The organism is Marihabitans asiaticum, assembly GCF_007828725.1.
GTDB classification, from domain to species: Bacteria; Actinomycetota; Actinomycetes; order Actinomycetales; family Dermatophilaceae; genus Marihabitans; species Marihabitans asiaticum.
In genome coordinates this window covers 341630-358366 of record NZ_VIUW01000004.1, presented here as the reverse complement: position 1 = coordinate 358366, position 16737 = coordinate 341630, and the positions used below count along the sequence as shown (strand labels likewise).

Sequence of the window (16737 nt, the reverse complement as noted above, 5' to 3'; positions counted from 1 at the left end):
CCACCTCCGATGCCGGGAGCCCGGCGTGAGGTGGGAACGGTGAGCCCGGGCGTCTCCACAGCCGAACCGTGGCGGGCGAGTGCCCCGAGGGCGAGCCTCGCAGCGGCCGCCGCGCTCGTGCTCCTCGCCGCCTGCCTCGTGCTCGACCCTCCCTCGGACTCGCTGCGGTCCCCCTTCGTCGTCGCCGCAGGTGCTGCGGTGGTCATTGGCGAGCTCGTGCCGGTGCACGCGCTGACCCGTTGGTCGGCGCCGTTGTCCTCGGTGTCGATCCTCGCCCTCGTCCTCACCCCCGCGCTCGGTGAGGGGAACCAGCTCGCGTCGGCGACCTCGATCGTGGGCATGATCGGTCTGTGTCTGCTGGCCGCCGCGGGACTCACCGCGTTGGCAGGGCAGGCGGGGTGGGCGGAGCAGGTGGTGATCCTCGGCCCGCTCGCGGCGCGTTTCTTCGGCGGGGTGGTCGCCGCCTTCCTCGCCCGTGGCGTCTCGATCGGGGGGCGCAACCTTCTCGAATGGACATTCGCCACGGACAGCCCGCTCTGGGCGTTGGCGCTGAGCCTGGTGGCCGTCGGCGCGGTCGCGTGGGGGGTCGAGCGGGGGGTCTACACCCTGATCTGGGAGTCGCCCGACGTCAGGCCGACGCAGACCGGCAGGACGCGGCGTCTCGACTCCGCGATCGGCCTGGCAGTGGCCACCTCGGCGCCGCTCATCGCGCTGAGCTTCCCCGAGGTGGGGCTCGCCGCTCTCCCGCTCTACCTGCTCCCGGTCGCGGTGGTGCTCGTGACCCTGCGCCGGTACTTCGGCGTGCAGCGCACCCGCCGGCAGACGCTGCAGCTGCTCGCCCGGCTGCCCCAGGTCGCGGCACAGGGGCGGCCTGACCACTCGGTGCGGGTGGCCGATCTCTCGCTGCGGGTGGCGCTGGAGATGGGGGTGAGCGGCGCCGACGCCGAGGTGGTGGAGCAGGTGGCGATGCTCCACGACGTCGGTCAGCTCGGCCTGCCGGTGCCGCTCGAGCACGGGATGACCTTGCATGCCTCGGAGCCGCAGGTGGCGGCGATGGCGGCGTCGGGGAGGCGGATCGCCGCAGTCGCCAGCCCGGACGCGGCCGAGGAGGTAGCGGCGGTGCACACTCCGTACCGGCGCAGCCACGAGCTGGGCGAGGAGATCCCGCTGGCGTCGCGGGTCATCCACGTCGTCAGCGCCTACGACGACCTGACCGAGGGTGCGACGAGCGATCGGATCATCGACCTTGCCCTCGAGCGCCTGCACCTCGGCCTCGGCTACGAGTACGACCCCGAGGTGGTCGAGATCCTCGAGCGCCTCGTGCGCCAGCCGACGACGAAGGGGTGGTGACCGACATCGCGGTCACCACCCCTTCGCGCCGTGCGCTCGCAGGTCAGCCCTGCTTGGTCTCCTTGAAGATCTTGTCGATCTCGTCGATCTTCGCGAGCAGCTCGTCGGCCTTGGCCTCGTCGAACTCACCCTTGGTGCCGGCGGTGCCGGCGAGCTTGGTGGCCTCGTTGACCAGGGTGTGCAGCTCGGGGTACTTCTCGAAGTGCGGCGGCTTGAAGTAGTCCGTCCACAGGATCCAGAGGTGCTCCTTGACGAGCTGGGAGCGCTGCTCCTTGATGAGCACCGCGCGGGTGCGGAAGTCGGGGTCGTCGTTGTCCTTGACCTTGGCGATGATGCCCTTGATCGACTCGGCCTCGATGCGGGCCTGGGCCGGGTCGTAGACACCGCACGGCAGGTCGCAGTGGGCGCTGACGGCGGGGATGCGGATGAGGTCGCGGATACGCATGTGGTTCCTTCCTCTAGCGGATCGGTCACTGCCCAACTTAGTAGGCGAAGGGGGGTGAGCTACAGCCGGGAGAGCCCGAGTTTGCGCCCCGTGCAACGGATTCGCAGGAGGGCGCGGCCGTGCACCGCGTCGTGGGGGAGGGACCCGACGGAGGGGTCGAAGGAGGTCACCCCTTCGCGCGGGTTGTCGCTGTCGATCCACCACCGGGCCGGGTCGTCCGGGTCGGGTCCGGTGAGCCGCTTGACCGAGCGCGGCCGGGGCCGGCCCGCAGGGTCCGGCGGCAGATCGACGATCACGACGTGACCCCCTTCGAGCCTCGAAGGGCCCACCCGCCGCACGAGGAGGATGTCCCCTTCGCGCAGGGTCGGCTGCATCGAGGGGCCGGTGACCCGGACGAGGAAGAAGGGCAGCACCGCGCCAGTCTCTCGTTGCGCGGACGCCCACGACCGGCGGGGGCCGCTGTGACATGATCGCGGGCGTGAGCGAGCCCGAGCAGCAGTCCTCCTTCGACCTCGACGGCCCTGCGTTCCGGGCCCACGAGGGCGGCAAGGTCGAGGTACGCGCCACCAAGCCGCTGCGCGACAAGGACGACCTCTCCCTGCTCTACACCCCCGGCGTCGCCGACGTGTGTCTCGCGATCGCCGAGGACCCGACGCTGAGCCGGCGCTTCACCGCCCGCAACAACACTGTTGCGGTCGTCAGCGACGGCACGGCGGTGCTCGGGCTGGGTGACATCGGCCCGCTGGGCGCGATGCCGGTGATGGAGGGCAAGGCGGTGCTCTTCAAGCACTTCGCCGGGGTCGACGCGATCCCGATCTGCCTGGAGTCGGGGTCGGTGGACGAGCTGGTCGACGCCGTCGAGCGGCTGGCACCGAGCTTCGGCGGGATCAACCTCGAGGACATCTCCGCTCCGCGCTGCTTCGACATCGAGCGCAAGCTGCAGGAGCGCCTCGACATCCCGGTCTTCCACGACGACCAGCACGGGACGGCGATCGTCGCGCTCGCCGGGCTGATCAACGCCTGCCGGGTCACCGACCGGCAGATGAGCTCGCTGCGGGTCGTCGTCGCCGGGGCGGGGGCAGCCGGCGTCGCGGTGACCAAGCTCTTTGAGCTCGCCGGGGTGCGCGACATCGTCGTCACCGACTCCCGCGGCATCATCGAGCCGGGCCGGCGCGACCTCGTCGCCCACAAGCAGGATCTCGCCGCGACGACCAACCCGCGGCGGCTGCGCGGCACCCTGGCCGACGCGCTCGTCGACGCCGACGTCTACGTCGGGGTGTCCGGCGGCCAGGTGCCCGAGGAGCAGGTGGCCACGATGGCCGACGGGTGCTTCATCTTCGCCATGGCCAACCCGACGCCCGAGGTGCACCCGGACCTGGCGCACAAGTACGCCGCGATCGTGGCGACCGGCCGCAGCGACTACCCGAACCAGATCAACAACGTGCTTGCTTTCCCCGGCATCTTCCGGGGCGCGCTGGACGCCGGCGGGGTGCAGATCAGCGAGGAGATGAAGCTCGCCGCGGCGCGCGCCATCGCCGACCTCGTCGAGGAGCCCCGCCCTGACCTCATCGTCCCCCCGGTCTTCCAGGAGGGTGTCGCCGAGGCGGTCGCTGCCGCGGTGGCGGCGCACGCCGGCTGATCCAGGCGGTAGATGCGGGCGAGCGCTCGGCGCTGACCCTCCCTGCTCATCGTCGTCAGCAGCGACTCGCTCCCGGCGCAGACCCTGCGGCGCAGCACCGGGTCGTCGAGGACGGCCAGCGAGCGGGCGGCGGCCTCGGCCGGCGGCCCCACCGAGGCCAGGGCTGTGCCGGCGAAGGCGGGGATGTCCCGGACGAGGACCGGCGCCCGGCACCAGGCTGCGTCAAGCACGCTGAGCGGGAACCCCTCGTAGGTGGCGGTGTGCAGGTAGACGCCGGCCTGGCTCAGCTCGCGGGCGAGCTCCTTGGGCGGCAACCACCCGGTGACCGTCACACCCTCCCGGACGAGACGATCAGCCAGCTGTGGGTCGTCGGGACCGCCGAGCCAACGCACGCTGACCGTGCGGTCCGCCTTACGCAGCTCGCGGGCGACGTCGGCCAGGTAGGCGGGGTCCTTCTGTGCGGTCACCCGTCCGGACATGACCACCGAGCGCTGGCGGTCGAGCCCGGACGGAGGCTGCGGCCCGTGATCGGCCAGGCTGGGCACGTTGGGCAACAAGGTGATCGCGGCTTGCGGGGCCAGCCGGCGGGCGAGCTGCTCCTCCTGCCCGGAGAGCACGACGACCTGGTCGGTGCGGGACCCGAGGATCCGCTCGACGAGGTGGATCGGCGCGCGCACGGGCGTCACGAGGGCGGGGTCGAGCAGCTTGTACGCGTGCGGCTGGTAGACGATCTCGGCCCGCACGCCGGCGAGCCGGGCGTAGACGCCCGCACGGCTGGAGTGTGCATGGACCACGTCGCACCGAGTGCGCCGCGCCGCCCGCCGGACCGCGCGCACCCGTGCCGGCAGGCCGGCGGGGAGGCGCTCGGCCGAGGCGAAGGGGACGTCGGTGGGGTCGTTGTCGCCCTCCCACAGCAGGTGGTGCTCCAGCTCGGGGGTCATCTCGACCATCGTGCTGATCGCGCGAGCGACCCCGGTGCTGAAGCAGGCCGTGACGTGCAGGACCCTCTGGGTCACCGCCGGTCCGCCTCGCCCACGAGCCGGTGGAGCGTCCTGCGTGCCGCGGGGAGGCGGGAGAGCGCTCGTCGCACCGTGGGGTAGACCCGGCGCAGCTTGAGGTCGAAGGTGCGTGGGGTGTCGGTGGCGTTGATGTCGACCCGCGGCAGGGCGAAGCGGCCGTCACCGTCGTACGTGGCGAAGCCGCAGTCGTACCCTGACTCGCTCACGGCTGCTCGCGCGGCGGCGTCGTGGTGGCCGAAGGGGTAGGCGAAGGTCCGCGGGGCCTGCCCGGTGATGGCGCCGATGGCCTCGCCGGCGTCCTGGGTGGCGCGGGCCAGCTCGCTCCGGGTCATGCCCGGCATGGAGTCGTGGACCCAGCTGTGGCAACCCAGGGTGACTCCGGCGTCCGCCAGCGCCGCCATGCCGGAGTCGTCCAGGAGGCGTCGCTCCGGGGGGTCGTCCGGGCCGGGTCCGGCGCCGGCCAGACCGGGGGAGACGTAGGCGATCGAGGGCAGCCCGCGCTCGGCGAGCAGGGGAGCTGCGTCCTCCAGCACGGAGACCAGCCCGTCGTCGAAGGTCAGGAGCGCCGACCGCGACGGGGTGGGTGCCCCGTCGAGCCAGGCGATGAACTCCCTCTCGCCCAGCACGTGGTAGCCCCGCTGAAGGAGCCGGTCCACCTGCCGGGCGAAGGTGTCCACTGGGACGAAGAGGTTGTCGGGGTCCTGATGAGCCGGCACGGTGCCGAGCCCGTGGTACATCAGGACCACCGGTGCTGCGCTCACCACCGTCTCCGGGCCGTCTCCAGAGCGATGGTGAGGACCACGATGACCACGAGTCCTGCGCCAAGCAGCAGCGGCTTGGACACGGTCGGTTCCGCGTGCTCGGCGCTGGGCTCGGAGAGCCGGACCAGGGAGACCTGGGGATCCTCGTCGGCTCGGTCCGCGGCCGTGGTGACGAGCTGGTCGGCCAGATGGGTCGCCTCCTCCGCGCTGTCGGCCCGGGCGACGATCCGCACGGTCGTGGTGTCGGGATCGACGTCGGCGTCAGCGCTCGCGTCGGCCCCGAGGCCGAGCTCGTCGACAGCGCGGTCGACGGTGACGTCGGAGGAGAGCGCCACGGAGTACTGCTGGGTGATGAGCCGCATCTCGTCGGATCCGATCACCTGGCCGGACTCGCCGGTCTCGCTGCGCAGCCCCACCACGGCGCTCGCCTCCTGCAGGGTCGGCAGCAGGCTCACCAGCAGGATCAACGCTGCGGTGGCGAGGACCGCGAAGGCCGCCGGCAGCACCGGTCGGCGCACCCACGTTCGGCGTGGTCGGGGGTCGGCTTGGCGGGAGCTGTCTGGAGTGACTGGTTCTCTCACGGGTTCCTTCTTCGCGGTCTCGGCGCTGCGTCGCTCGGTGGGTTCGGTCAGGCTCATGGCGCTTCTCTCGGAGGGACGGGTGGATACGTCGGGATGAGGTGGGGCGCGAAGGGGGGAGCGGCCCGGGTGGGTGCTCAGCCATCCCGCCGCGAGCACCCCGAAGAGCACCCAGGCGGTCAGGGTCAGGGTGGGGTTGCGCCAGGGCATGTCGATCAGTCCGTGCACGGCGGCGCCGCAGAGCCCCGTCAGGGCGCCGACGTCGGCCCACCCCAGCTCGCGGGAGCGCACGCAGCGCTGCAGAGACACGCACAGGACGACGCCGAGGGCGAGTGCGACGGCTAGGCCGACCACGCCGTTCTCAGCGAGCACGGTGAGGGGCAGATTGTGTGCGTGCAAGGGTGGCTCGATCGACATCGGCGAGTCGGCGCCGATCGCGGCGGTCTCGATCCCGCCCGGGCCGACACCGAGGACCGGGTGCTCCCTGGCGACCCGCAGGGTGAGGTCCCAGATGAACGGCCGGTGGTCGTCCGGCGAGGCGCCCGGGTCGTCCAGCGAGCCGATCCGGTCGAGGAGCACCCCTGCCGTGCCGGCAGGGGCGTGGGTCGCTGCACCGACCAGGGCGACGCCCCCGGCGGTCGCCAGGAGGGTGAGAACGGCGCCCGCTCGGGGCAGGAGCAGGGCCAGGATGAGCAGGGCGGCCAGGGTTGCCAACCAGGACCCGCGAGAGAGGCTGAGCGCGAGGGCGGCGAAGGCGGGCAGGGTCGTCAGCCACAGGACGAGGGAGGTGCTCACGCGGCGGGTCAGGCTCGCGGCTGCGATGACGGCCGGCAGCAGGAGTACGGCGTAGGCGCCGAGCTCGTTGGGCTGGGCGAAGGTGCCCTGCAGACGTCCGCTGACCACCGAGCCGCCGGAGTGGCTGGTCAGGTCCCCGAGCCCGGTGAGGGACTGCACGCTGACCAGGGCCAGGCTCGCGCTCGCGGCCGTGAGCACCCACCGGGCGCGCCGTGGACCGACGGCCACGATCGCGGCGGCTGTGGTCCAGCCGAGGAGGCTGACCACGATGAGGACGAGGGAGCGCTGCGGGTCCAGGGCGAACGGCAGCGAGAGCACCTGGACGAGCGGGATACCGGCCGCCACGAGCAGCGGCACCGGGAGCGCCATGTGCCACCGGGTGAGGGTGAGGAACCCCCAGAGCACGGCGACGACGGCGCTCAGGAGCGGGATCCACCCGGGTAGCCAGGGTGAGATGAGCACCAGGACGACGAGGGCGGCGGCGGTGAGCCCGGGCAGCAGCGGCTGCCGGTCCGCGGCCGGCGCGGGTGGAGCCTGGATGGGGCGGGTCAGCAGGTTCATCCGGGGACCCCCCGTCGTGTGACGGTGCGCACGAGCTGGTGGGTGGGGCGGTCCCAGCGGGTGGTGGCGGTCCACCAGATCACCGTGTAGACCACGCCAGCGAGGACGAGGGCAGGCAGCAGCGGCAGCGGCAGCAGCATGGTGAGCAGGGCGAGGAGAGTCGCCGCGAGACAGACGAGCACGCTGCGGATCAGCGCGGCTGCAGCAACGACACCACCCAGCGCGCGGACCACCACAACGGCCTGCACGGCATACGACAGCGTGGTCGCGGCGGCGGCTGCGGGAGCTCCCCAGCGCGGGATGAGCAGCAGGCCCAGGCCGATGTCGACCACGAGGGCTGCCACGCTGGCGGCGAGCACAGCCGGGTCGGGCCGAACGGCGAGCAGCGCGCTGGTGTAGATCTGCGCGATCGCGAAGAGCAGGGGAGCCAGGGCCAGCCAGCCGATGATCGTCGGGTCGGCGAAGGGGGCGCCGAAGAGGAGTCCGAGGATCTCGTCTCCCCGGACGAGGAGTACCGCGCCGTAGGGCAGGTAGGCAGCGATGACGATGACGAGGGCACCGGTCATCGTCCGTGAGCGGTCCGGCGACGCGGGGGAGCTGTCAGCGAGTGCGGGCAGGATGACTCGGGTCACCGACCAGCTGATGAAGAGGACTGTCTCGAGCAGGCGGTAGGCGGCGGTGTAGTGACCGACCGCGACGGTGCCGGCCAGCCAGGCGATGAGCAGGACGTCGACGCGGAAGAGGGCCATCGCGGTCAGCTCGTTCAGACCGGTGACCCGGATGGCGGCGGTGAAGTCGCGGACGTGAGCACGGCTGACCAGCCTCGGTCTGGGGAGTATGTCCGCTCCGCGGTAGGCAGTCACGGCCATGAGCAGGGCACCGACCGCTGCCGCGAGGAGATAGGCGCCGGCGGCCCCCACCATGCCGCCGTCCAGGTGCAGCGCCGTCAGGACGAGGACCAGGGCGAGGCAGCGTTGGATGACGAGGACGACCGCAGGGCCGGACTGGTGGTGGCGTGAGCTGGCGGCGGAGCGGAAGGCCTCGATGATGCTGTCCGTGCTCCCGGCGACCACGAGGATGATCGCGACGAGCGCTTCCCGCCAGTCGCTGAGGACCTGGGGCAGCACGACGGCCGCGCCGGCGATCACGGCGAGAGCCAGCGTCAGACGCAGCGCGAGCAGGGAGGACAAGCGTGCCGAGAGGCTCTCGGGCTCTTGGCCGGCGAGCTGGACCAGCCGCTGGTCCATGCCCAGGGTGGCGACCGCCCCGAGCAGCACCCCCAACCCGAGCCCGAGGGAGAAGACGCCGAAGTCGGCGACGCCGAGAACGCGAGCCAGGACCCCGAGCATCACCAGGGTCGCGAGCTTGCCGATGATCTCGCCGACGCCGAGGGTCAGTCCGGCGCGGGTCATCTGGCGCGCGTCTGTGGTCGTCACCCTGACTCCGACATCAGTGGAGCGGTGGTGTCGGGGGCGGCCGGGGTGCCGTCGATGAGGCCGCGGGCGGCGCCGGCGACCTTCGCCATGTCCCGCAGGGCGGCGACGGCGGGCACGAGCATGGTGACGGCGGCGGCGTCGGGACCATCCACCGCGCGCCGGATCGGGACCGCGAGGTAGGCGGCGGCGCCGGCGAGCGCGGCCGTCCTGCCGAGGGGCCCGCCGCGCACCAGCAGGGCCAGGCCCACGGGGTAGGCCAGGGCACGCAGAGCGTCACGCCGCAGCAAGAGGGGATCCTGGGAGTGTCCCGACCCGAGTCCGTAGCGGTAGTACATCCGCAGGGTGCTGCGTAAGGTGGGCCGCTGCTCCCAGGTGACGAGGGCGTCGCTGACGAGGGTGGCGGGATGGGTGCGGGCCACCGCACGGCCGAAGGTGACGTCCTCACCGGTCGCGAGATGCTCGGGGAACCCGCCCGCGTCGCGCCAGGCCTGCCGGGTCATCGCGACAGAGCGTCCGGTGGGCATGGTCGCGTCGAAGGACCGCCCGAAGAACCGGCCGTGCAGGCGGGTGAGCGGGGTCGGGTGGGTGACCTCGTCGACGAAGGGGTATCCGCTCACCGCGAGCGCCCGCTGGAGTGGGGAGGACGAGGTGACCGTGTAGACGCCGGTGAGCAGACCCGCATCGGGGCGGTCTGCGGCGGCCGCGCGGAAGGCGTCGAGCCAACCCGGCTGGGGGTGGCAACCGACGTCGGTGCACGCGACGAGGTCCTGCTGGGCGGCTGCGATGCCGATGTTGCGGCCCTGCGAGATGCCCGCGCCGGGGGCCTCGAGGAGCCGGACCCTGGGGTCGGCGTCGTGGTGACGTCGGGCGACGGCCTGGGTGCCGTCGCGCGAGCCGCCGTCGACGACGACGATCTCGTCGCCGGGTCCGAGCTGCTCACGCAGCCGGGTCAGCAGGGTGTCGAGCCCGTCGGCCTCGTTCAGCACGGTCGTGACGACCGAGATCCTGGTGGTGCCGCTCAGTCCCGCGCCGGGTCGTCGGGCGGTCTCGGCGAGGTGCCGCTCCAGTGCGGCGGTGCTGTGCCCTGCGTGGGCGCTCTGCTCGTGATCGAGGGCGGCGTCGCTCAGCTCGCGGTGGACGGTCTGGTCCTCGAGCCGGTGCAGGGCGTCGGCGACGCCCCGGGGGTCGCCGGCGGGGACCGAGAGGGCGGCCGCCCCGAGGTGCCGGTCCAGCGGCGGCGTGCTGAGGATCGGTACACCGCCGCGCATCCCCTCGTGCGCCGATGTGCCGTACGCCTCGCCGCTGACGTAGGAGTCAGGGTCGTCGCGGGTGAGGACGGCTACCGCGTCGAAGGCGGAGAGACGGCGCCCGATGTCCTCGACCGGGCCGTGCAGGTGCACCCGGTCGGTGAGGCCCAGGTCTGCCGCCAGGCCGCGCAGACGCTCGTCCTCGTCGGGGTGGGCACCATCGGGCAGCCCGTAGACGTGCAGCTCCCACCCTGAGGCATAGGTCAGCCCACGGATGGCGTCGTCGACGCCCTTGTACGGGACAAGGCGGGTGGCCATGACGACCCGCCGGACCCCCTTCGTCGTGGGCAGGTCGAGGTCGGCGCAGGCCTGCGCCCGCCCGATCGGGTCGTGGACGCTGTCGGGGACGGCGACGGTCTCCGGCACGTGCCCGGTGAGCAGTCGCTCGACGGCCCGGATGCGCCCGTCGGTGAGGGCGTCGAGGACCTGCACCGGTCGTCCGGCGAAGGAGTCGTCGTGGCGCATCCACGCCGGACGGGTGCCCGAGAGGTGCCCGGCGAGGGCGGCGATGGCTCCGGCCTTGACCCCGTGGCCGAGGACGAGGTCCGGGCGGCTTCTGCGCAGGTGGCCGGCCAGACGCACGATGGTGCTGGCCGCCCCCTTCGCCCGCCGGCCGGTGCTCAGCACGGTCACCGGGGTGCCGAGGTCACGCCAGGCCTGAGCGGCCGCGCCCTCGGCGAGGGTGACGATGTCGAGCTCGAGCCGGCGGCTGGTAGCCGCGACCCTCTCCTGCCAGACCTCAGCCCCACCTCGGGTGCCCGAGGGCAGCACGACGCAGACCCGCAAGGCGGTGAGTGCGTGAGTCATCTCAGCCACCTCGCCGTCGCACGACGCAGCCGACGGTGCGTAGCAGGATCTTGGCGTCGCCCCACAGCGACCACGTGTCGATGTAGCGGTTGTCGAAGCGGGCTCGCTCCTCGATCGAGGTGTCGCCCCGCAGCCCGTTGACCGCGGCGTGGCCGGTCAGGCCGGCGGGCGCGCGATGCCGGCTGTCGTAGGTGGGGTAGACGGCGCGGTACTGCTCGACGAAGTAGGGGCGCTCGGGTCGGGGGCCGACCAGGCTCATCTCTCCGCGCAGGATGTTGACCAGCTGGGGCAGCTCGTCGAGCGAGGTGGCCCTGATGAAGCGCCCGACCGGGCCGACCGCGTCGTGATCTCCGGCCACGGTCCACCGGGTCGCCGCCTCCTCGTCGTCAGCCGGGATCAGGGACGTGAACTTGTAGAGGGTGAAGGGGTGCCCGCCGCGACCGATGCGCTCCTGGCGGAAGATGACGCCGGGCCCGGTCTCCATCCGTACCGCGATGGCAATGGCCAGCAGGAGCGGGGAGAGCAGCACCAGGGCGAGCGCGGAGACGACGACGTCGACGGCCCGCTTGACCCGGGCGGTGTGCCCGCAGACCCCACCGAGGTTGAGCGCGATGATCGGGACCCCCGCGATGCTGTCGGTGACCCCGCTGGGGTGGCGCCACAGGCTGTACCCCACCGGCACCGTGTACAGGTCGACGGATCGCGGGCCGAGCCGGCTCACGGTGTCGGTCAGGCGCCACTCGGTCAAGGACGTCGAGGACAGGATCGCCATGGTGACCTCTTGACTCGTGATGACCTCGAGCAGGTCGTCGTGCCCGCCGAGGACCGGCAGGGGCGAGGCGTCGTGCATCTCGGACCCGGCGCTGCCGACGATCCCGACCGGCACGATGTCCGGCCCGCAGTGGTACAGGAGGGCGCGCGCGAGCGAGACGCCGCCGTCGCCGTCTCCGACGATGAGCAGGCGCTGGCTGCCGTCCGAGGCGCGCCGCCGCCGCCGGCGATGCCAGTAGACGGTCTGACGTCCCACGAGCGAGGACACGAGCAGGCCGGGGCCCAGGAGCACGGGGTAGGACGTGAGGGGCTCGTGGGTGACAATCACCACGAGGGCACCCAGGCCGAGGCTGGCCAGGACGCCGAGGATCATCTGCGGGAGGTCATCGAGGACGTCCTCGACGAATCGCCGGCGGTACAGGCCGGCGGAGTGGTGAGCGAGAGCTAGACCCGCGGCGACCGCGAGCAGGATGGATGCGCGGTCCGGGTCGAGAGCGGCGACGAGCAGGGGCAGCCACAGGTCGGCGAGGAGCAGCAGCAGGGCGCTCCGGCTGCGGTGGTGAGCCGGCTGCCTGACCGGACGGGTTGCCCCGTCGGAGACGGCGAGAGGGCTCGCGGGTCTGCCTCTTGCGTGACTGGTGAGTCGGTGCATCGTGGTGGTCCCCCAAGACGTCGTGCTCGAGCTGTGCGATGTGTGGCTGCGCTGCCGGTGTGTCCCTCACCGCCGACGCAGCTGCTAGCGGTGGCCTGGGCGAGAGGCCGAGGCGGTTTGTGCGCGTCGGACCGCGCGGACCGCGCGGGCGAAGATGGGGGAGGACTCGCGTGCGGAGCGCAGTGCGTCGCGGGCGCGGAGATCTGCGCTGGTGGCGGCCGACCCGACGGTCTCCAGCCATTGGTGCGACCAGGCATGCAGCGTTGATGTCTCGTGCTCGGCCTGGCACCACTTGTGCTTGAAGGTGGAGGCGCCACGGCCGAAGTCGACCCCGACGATCTTGGTGTCGGCATACCAGGTGACCTGTGCCCGTCCGTGCAGGATCAGGCCGGGCGAGATCGCCTCGCTGCCCGGTCGGATGCGGCTGTCGAGCAGCCGGATCCAGCCGTGGTCGTGCCCGGCGACGAGATAGGCGACCAGCTCACCGGCGTGGCGTAGACGCCACAGCTCGACCTGCCCGTGCTCGGCGACGGAGGAGATGGCGGCAACGTGGGCGCCTGCTCGGTCGGCGCTTGCGAGACCGTCGACCCGGGAGAGGTCGAGCTCGCGGGCTCGCCTGACCTCGAGAGTCTCCGGGAGCGCGGCGAGCACGCTGTCGCGGTCGTCGATGACGTCGATCGACCAGGGCAGGCCGGACTCGTCGGCGGCGCGCTCGGCGCGACGCACCTGGTTGCGGATCTTGCGCGCGGCCCATCCCCGCTCCGGGCGCGGGGCCGGCCAGGCGGTGCGAGGCAGCGCGTCGCCGGCGGTGACCCGCGTGTGGGGCAGACGGGCGGACAGGGCGCGGAGCACGGGGTCTCCGGCCGGGAGCTGCTCGAGGTGGAGATGCCAGAGGCGTTCGCGGTCGAGCAGGTCGACGATGCCGTCGGCCAACGCCTCGGCGGCGTCCCCGCTCGCGGCTGCGAGGCACAGCTCGTCGCTCGTGCCGTGCCCGACGAGACGGATCTCGGCGACGGGGACGAAGGGGCGGTGGCTCCTCGTGAGCAGCGCGGCTGCGCGTACGCGCCCGCTCAGGACGTCGTCGACGACGACAGCGGTGCACGGCTGGCGGGTGGCCTGGGCGCGTGCGAGGAGCCACCGGGCGTGCGCGGTCAGTGGCACGCTCAGCTCGTCGTGGAGGTCGGTGATGTCCTCGACGACAGCGGACAACGGGGTCGCTCGATGTGTCAGCGCAGCATGGGTGCGCTGACTGATGGTGTGGCCCGGGTCCGGGCGTACGGGGGCGGCGGTGGTCATGAGGTGAGCCGCACTCCGCCGTCGCACGACGGGTCGATCTCGAAAGTGGGAGGCGGACCTGGAGCACCGGTCCGGCGGATGGCCCGGCGTAGCACCCGGCCGAGGGCGATCTTGCCGCTGGTGGCCAGACCGCGGTCGGTGCTGGAGGGTGGCAGCGCGGGCATCCCTCGCCGGAGGGCGTGGTTGCTCGCGGTGATCCGCTCGCGTCGAGTCGAGGCTGCCGTGCGGTGCTCTGTGGACAACGAGACGTTGAGCCCGGCGAGGTTGACCACGCGGTGCGGTGAGTTCTGCGGCCACCAGGCCACGTCGCCCGGCTCGAGGTCCATGACGGTGGCGTGCTGGTCGAGCTCGGGCCGGTAGGGCAGCTGCTCGTCGGCGACGCCGGCCACGATGCGCTCGAGCTGCTCGTCGGTGATGAAGCGCTGCCCCTTCGGGTACACGAAGAGCCGCTTGGAGCCACGCAGGTGCCACAGCGCGTTGGGCTGGTTGTCGGCGTGGTAGTAGACCTGCGCCGTGGGTGAGGCGATGAGCAGGGTCGCCTTCACCGAGGTCGGCGCGAAGCCGGGCGCGAGGTCGGTGATCTCGGCGTAGAGGCCCCGGGTGAGGTCGGCGATCGTGGGGTCGTGCGTCCCCACGTCGACGATGTTGAGCCACAGCCGGCCACGCTCGACGACCTCCAGCAGCTGAGCCCCGGAGAGATGTGTCACCTCCCCCCGTCTCCACTGGTCGGTGCGGGCCGGGTCGCTGCCCATCGTGTACGGGTGCACGATGTCGCGGGGCACCCGGTCCAGCAGGTCCGCCAGCGCGCCGGGCTGGAAGGCCGGATGCTCGTGCAGCCTGTGCCGCGCCCGGTGCGGACCTCGTCCCCAGTCCGAGATGTCGTCGAATCCCCACTCGATGGTCCCCAACTGCTTCCCCTCGTTCTTTCTGCTCACGCCATCGGCGTGCCCCACCCGGCTCCCCTCGAACCGGTTCTTCTTCATCCCCACCGCAGCTGCGGTCGTACGTGCGTCCCCGCACCAGGCCCGGCCTCGGCCCCTCATCCACCGATACTGCCGATACCTGACGATCCTCGTTAACCGGTCAACGGCCCCGTCGAGGCACCCCGTGCGATGGTCAGGCCCATCGCGGTCCTTGTTGCCTCTTCATGTTCCACCCGGGCCATATGGTCGTCAACCGAAATGGCCAAATGCGTCCTAGATCAACGCCTGTCGGCGCGGCAGGCGAGGCTCAGGTCTGCTCGACCGAGGGTGAGCTGGCGCGGATCGCATCGAGGATCTCTTCGGCGACCTCTGGCCGGCAGACGAGCAGGTCGGGCAGCCACGGGTCGGGCCGGTTGTACTCCAGCGGGGCGCCGTCGACGCGGCTGGTGTGTAGGCCGTGGGCTCGGGCGACGGCGACGGGGGCGGCGGAGTCCCACTCGTACTGCCCTCCGGCGTGCACGTAGGCGTCGGCCTCGCCGTCGACGACGGACATCGCCTTGACCCCGGCCGAACCCATCGGCATGAGGGTGGCGCCGAGCCGGTCGGCGAGGAGGTCCCCCTTCGCCCAGAGGGCCACGTGCACGGCCCAGTCGGGCCGGCCGGCCTCGCTGAACTCGCGGGTGCCGTCAAGGGGGTCGATGATCCAGACCCGCTCGGCGCTCAGCCGGGCCGAGGAGTCCGCGGCTTCTCCGGAGAGCACGGCGTCGCCCGGGAAGTGCTCGGCGAGCAGCCGGGCGAGCAGCGCCTGGGAGGTCGCGTCCCCGAGGTCCTTGAGGGCCTTGGGGTCCGACGCCGCGAGGTCGGCGTTGTCGCGGCGGACCTGCAGCAGCGCCTCACCGGCCTCTCGGGCGAGACGGGCGGCGGCGTCGTGGCTCATGCGGGTCCTCTCGGCGAAGGGGGGTGACGTCGGCCCGCGGCGAGGAGGTCGTCGTCGGTGGGTGCGGAGAAGGCAGGCAGGCCGAGGGCGCGACGCACCCCGCCCCAGAGGATCGGGCCGAGCAGCAGCAGGGCAGTGCCGATGATCCCGTGCGGGCGCCTGGCCCGGAGACGATTCCCTGAGGTGCTTCACGAGACGATCCCTGAGGTGCTGGGGTCCCACGTTCTGCATGGGCGGAGCTCTGCGACGAGACTCGAAGGGGTCGCTACAGCCTCCGGACCCGCTCGCCGCTTGCCACCCCACGGGTGTCGAGCATCCGCTGGGCCGCAGCGGCTATCGCGTCGAGGTCGTAGGTCTTGTGGTTCTGCACGAGGATGGCGAGGTCCGCCGCGGCGACCGCGGCCTCGCCGTCGTCGACCTTCTCGGCGTCAGGGACGGCGTGCCAGCTCTCGACCTTGTCGTCGTGGAACTGGACCTTCGCCCCCTTCGCGATGAGCTGCTGGGCCGCGGCACCGCGGGGGACTCGCGCTGGTCGGCGATGTCGGGCTTGTACGTCACCCCTGAGTAGCACGGTGCTGCCGCGGAGGGCCTTGCTGTCCTCGTTGAGCAGGTTCTGCGCGCGCTGCACGACGTATGCCGGCATGGTGGCGTTGATCTCCTGCGCGAGCTCGACGAAGCGGAAGGGGTAGCCGAGTCGGGTGCGCACGTTGTGCGAGAGGTAGTTGGGGTCGATCGGGATGCAGTGCCCGCCGACGCCGGGCCCCTGGGTAGAAGGCCTGGAAGCCGAAGGGCTTGGGCTTGGCGGCGTCGATGACGTCCCAGAGGTCGATGTCGAGGTCGTGGCAGAAGCGGGCAATCTCGTTGACCAGGGCGATCTTGATGTGGCGGTAGGTGTTCTCGAGCAGCTTGGCCGTCTCGGCCTCGCGGGTGCCCTTGGCGCGGACGACGGTGTCGACGAAGCGGCCGTAGAAGGCGGCGGCGTCGACGCAGGCCGGCTTGTGGCCGCCGACGACCTTGGGGGTGTTGTTCGCTCCGAACCGCTCGTTGCCCGGGTCGATCCGCTCGGGGGAGAAGGCGAGATGGAAGTCGGTGCCGGCCTTCAGCCCGCCCGCCTCGAGAGCGGGACGAACGACCTCGTCGGTGGTGCCGGGATAGGTCGTCGACTCGAGGATGACGGTCTGGCCAGCAGCGAGGTGCTCGGCGATGGTAGCGGTTGCGGCGTTGATCGGGCCCAGGTCGGGGCCGCCTTGACCATCTCGACGATGTCGGCGTTGAGAGGTCGTCGACGTGCGAGGTGCCGGAGTTGAGAGCGTCGACGACGCCCTGGTCGACGTCGTAGCCGACGACCGTCAGACCGGCGCGGGTGGCCTCTCGGGTAAGGGGGAGTCCGACGTAGCCGAGGCCAAGGACCGCAACAGTGTCATCCACACGTCACCCCATTCCGATCAGCGGCCAGGGCC

At 72.1% G+C, this 16737-nt stretch carries 12 protein-coding genes and 2 pseudogenes; 2 read left to right on the top strand and 12 right to left on the bottom strand.

Annotated elements, in window-relative coordinates:
- A partial coding sequence (locus tag FB557_RS12725; RefSeq protein WP_211356572.1) for an HD-GYP domain-containing protein occupies nucleotides 1-1350 on the top strand: 1350 nt, incomplete at its 5' end.
- Between the two features lie 43 nt (nucleotides 1351-1393).
- Here FB557_RS12725 and sodN read toward each other — a convergent pair.
- Nucleotides 1394-1795: a superoxide dismutase, Ni gene (gene sodN / locus FB557_RS12720; RefSeq protein ID WP_144857980.1), complete on the bottom strand. Its 402-nt coding sequence runs from the start codon at nucleotides 1793-1795 to the stop codon at nucleotides 1394-1396.
- 59 nt (nucleotides 1796-1854) lie between these two features.
- A complete protein-coding gene (locus FB557_RS12715) occupies nucleotides 1855-2208 on the bottom strand; it encodes a S24/S26 family peptidase (RefSeq protein ID WP_211356571.1) in 354 nt (117 codons plus the stop codon).
- 65 nt (nucleotides 2209-2273) lie between these two features.
- Between FB557_RS12715 and FB557_RS14640 the strand changes: the two genes are divergently transcribed.
- The gene (locus FB557_RS14640; protein ID WP_246074779.1) at nucleotides 2274-3434 is read left to right on the top strand and encodes an NAD(P)-dependent malic enzyme; all 1161 of its coding nucleotides are present in this window, start codon (nucleotides 2274-2276) and stop codon (nucleotides 3432-3434) included.
- A 182-nt stretch (nucleotides 3435-3616) separates the two neighbouring features.
- On the opposite strand, the pseudogene FB557_RS14635 reads toward FB557_RS14640, so the two are convergent.
- The 10 genes and pseudogenes from FB557_RS14635 to FB557_RS12660 all read right to left on the bottom strand — a co-directional run.
- Nucleotides 3617-4375: pseudogene (locus tag FB557_RS14635) on the bottom strand (glycosyltransferase); the annotation flags it as partial.
- A 71-nt stretch (nucleotides 4376-4446) separates the two neighbouring features.
- On the bottom strand, nucleotides 4447-5214 hold the full coding sequence (locus tag FB557_RS12700) for a polysaccharide deacetylase family protein (protein ID WP_144857977.1): 768 nt from the start codon (nucleotides 5212-5214) through the stop codon (nucleotides 4447-4449).
- A complete protein-coding gene (locus tag FB557_RS12695; protein ID WP_144857976.1) occupies nucleotides 5211-7148 on the bottom strand; it encodes an O-antigen ligase family protein in 1938 nt (645 codons plus the stop codon). Before FB557_RS12695 ends, FB557_RS12700 begins: the two co-directional genes overlap by 4 nt.
- Entirely contained in the window at nucleotides 7145-8584 is a 1440-nt protein-coding gene (locus FB557_RS12690; RefSeq protein WP_144857975.1) for a lipopolysaccharide biosynthesis protein, read from the bottom strand. Before FB557_RS12690 ends, FB557_RS12695 begins: the two co-directional genes overlap by 4 nt.
- A complete protein-coding gene (locus FB557_RS12685) occupies nucleotides 8581-10698 on the bottom strand; it encodes a glycosyltransferase (RefSeq protein WP_144857974.1) in 2118 nt (705 codons plus the stop codon). The genes FB557_RS12690 and FB557_RS12685 overlap by 4 nt, the downstream gene beginning before the upstream one ends.
- A gap of 1 nt (nucleotide 10699) precedes the next feature.
- Nucleotides 10700-12121 (bottom strand): exopolysaccharide biosynthesis polyprenyl glycosylphosphotransferase, encoded by a 1422-nt coding sequence (locus FB557_RS12680; RefSeq protein WP_144857973.1) that lies wholly within the window; start codon nucleotides 12119-12121, stop codon nucleotides 10700-10702.
- Between the two features lie 84 nt (nucleotides 12122-12205).
- Nucleotides 12206-13417 carry a GNAT family N-acetyltransferase gene (locus FB557_RS12675; protein WP_144857972.1) on the bottom strand — a complete coding sequence of 404 codons (1212 nt, stop codon included), beginning with the start codon at nucleotides 13415-13417 and terminating at the stop codon, nucleotides 12206-12208.
- Nucleotides 13414-14352 (bottom strand): hypothetical protein, encoded by a 939-nt coding sequence (locus FB557_RS12670; protein WP_144857971.1) that lies wholly within the window; start codon nucleotides 14350-14352, stop codon nucleotides 13414-13416. The genes FB557_RS12675 and FB557_RS12670 overlap by 4 nt, the downstream gene beginning before the upstream one ends.
- A 295-nt stretch (nucleotides 14353-14647) precedes the next feature.
- Nucleotides 14648-15277 carry an inositol monophosphatase family protein gene (locus tag FB557_RS12665; protein ID WP_144857970.1) on the bottom strand — a complete coding sequence of 210 codons (630 nt, stop codon included), beginning with the start codon at nucleotides 15275-15277 and terminating at the stop codon, nucleotides 14648-14650.
- A 265-nt stretch (nucleotides 15278-15542) separates the two neighbouring features.
- Nucleotides 15543-16705 (bottom strand): annotated as a pseudogene (locus FB557_RS12660) (nucleotide sugar dehydrogenase).
- Between the last annotated feature and the right edge of the window lie 32 nt (nucleotides 16706-16737).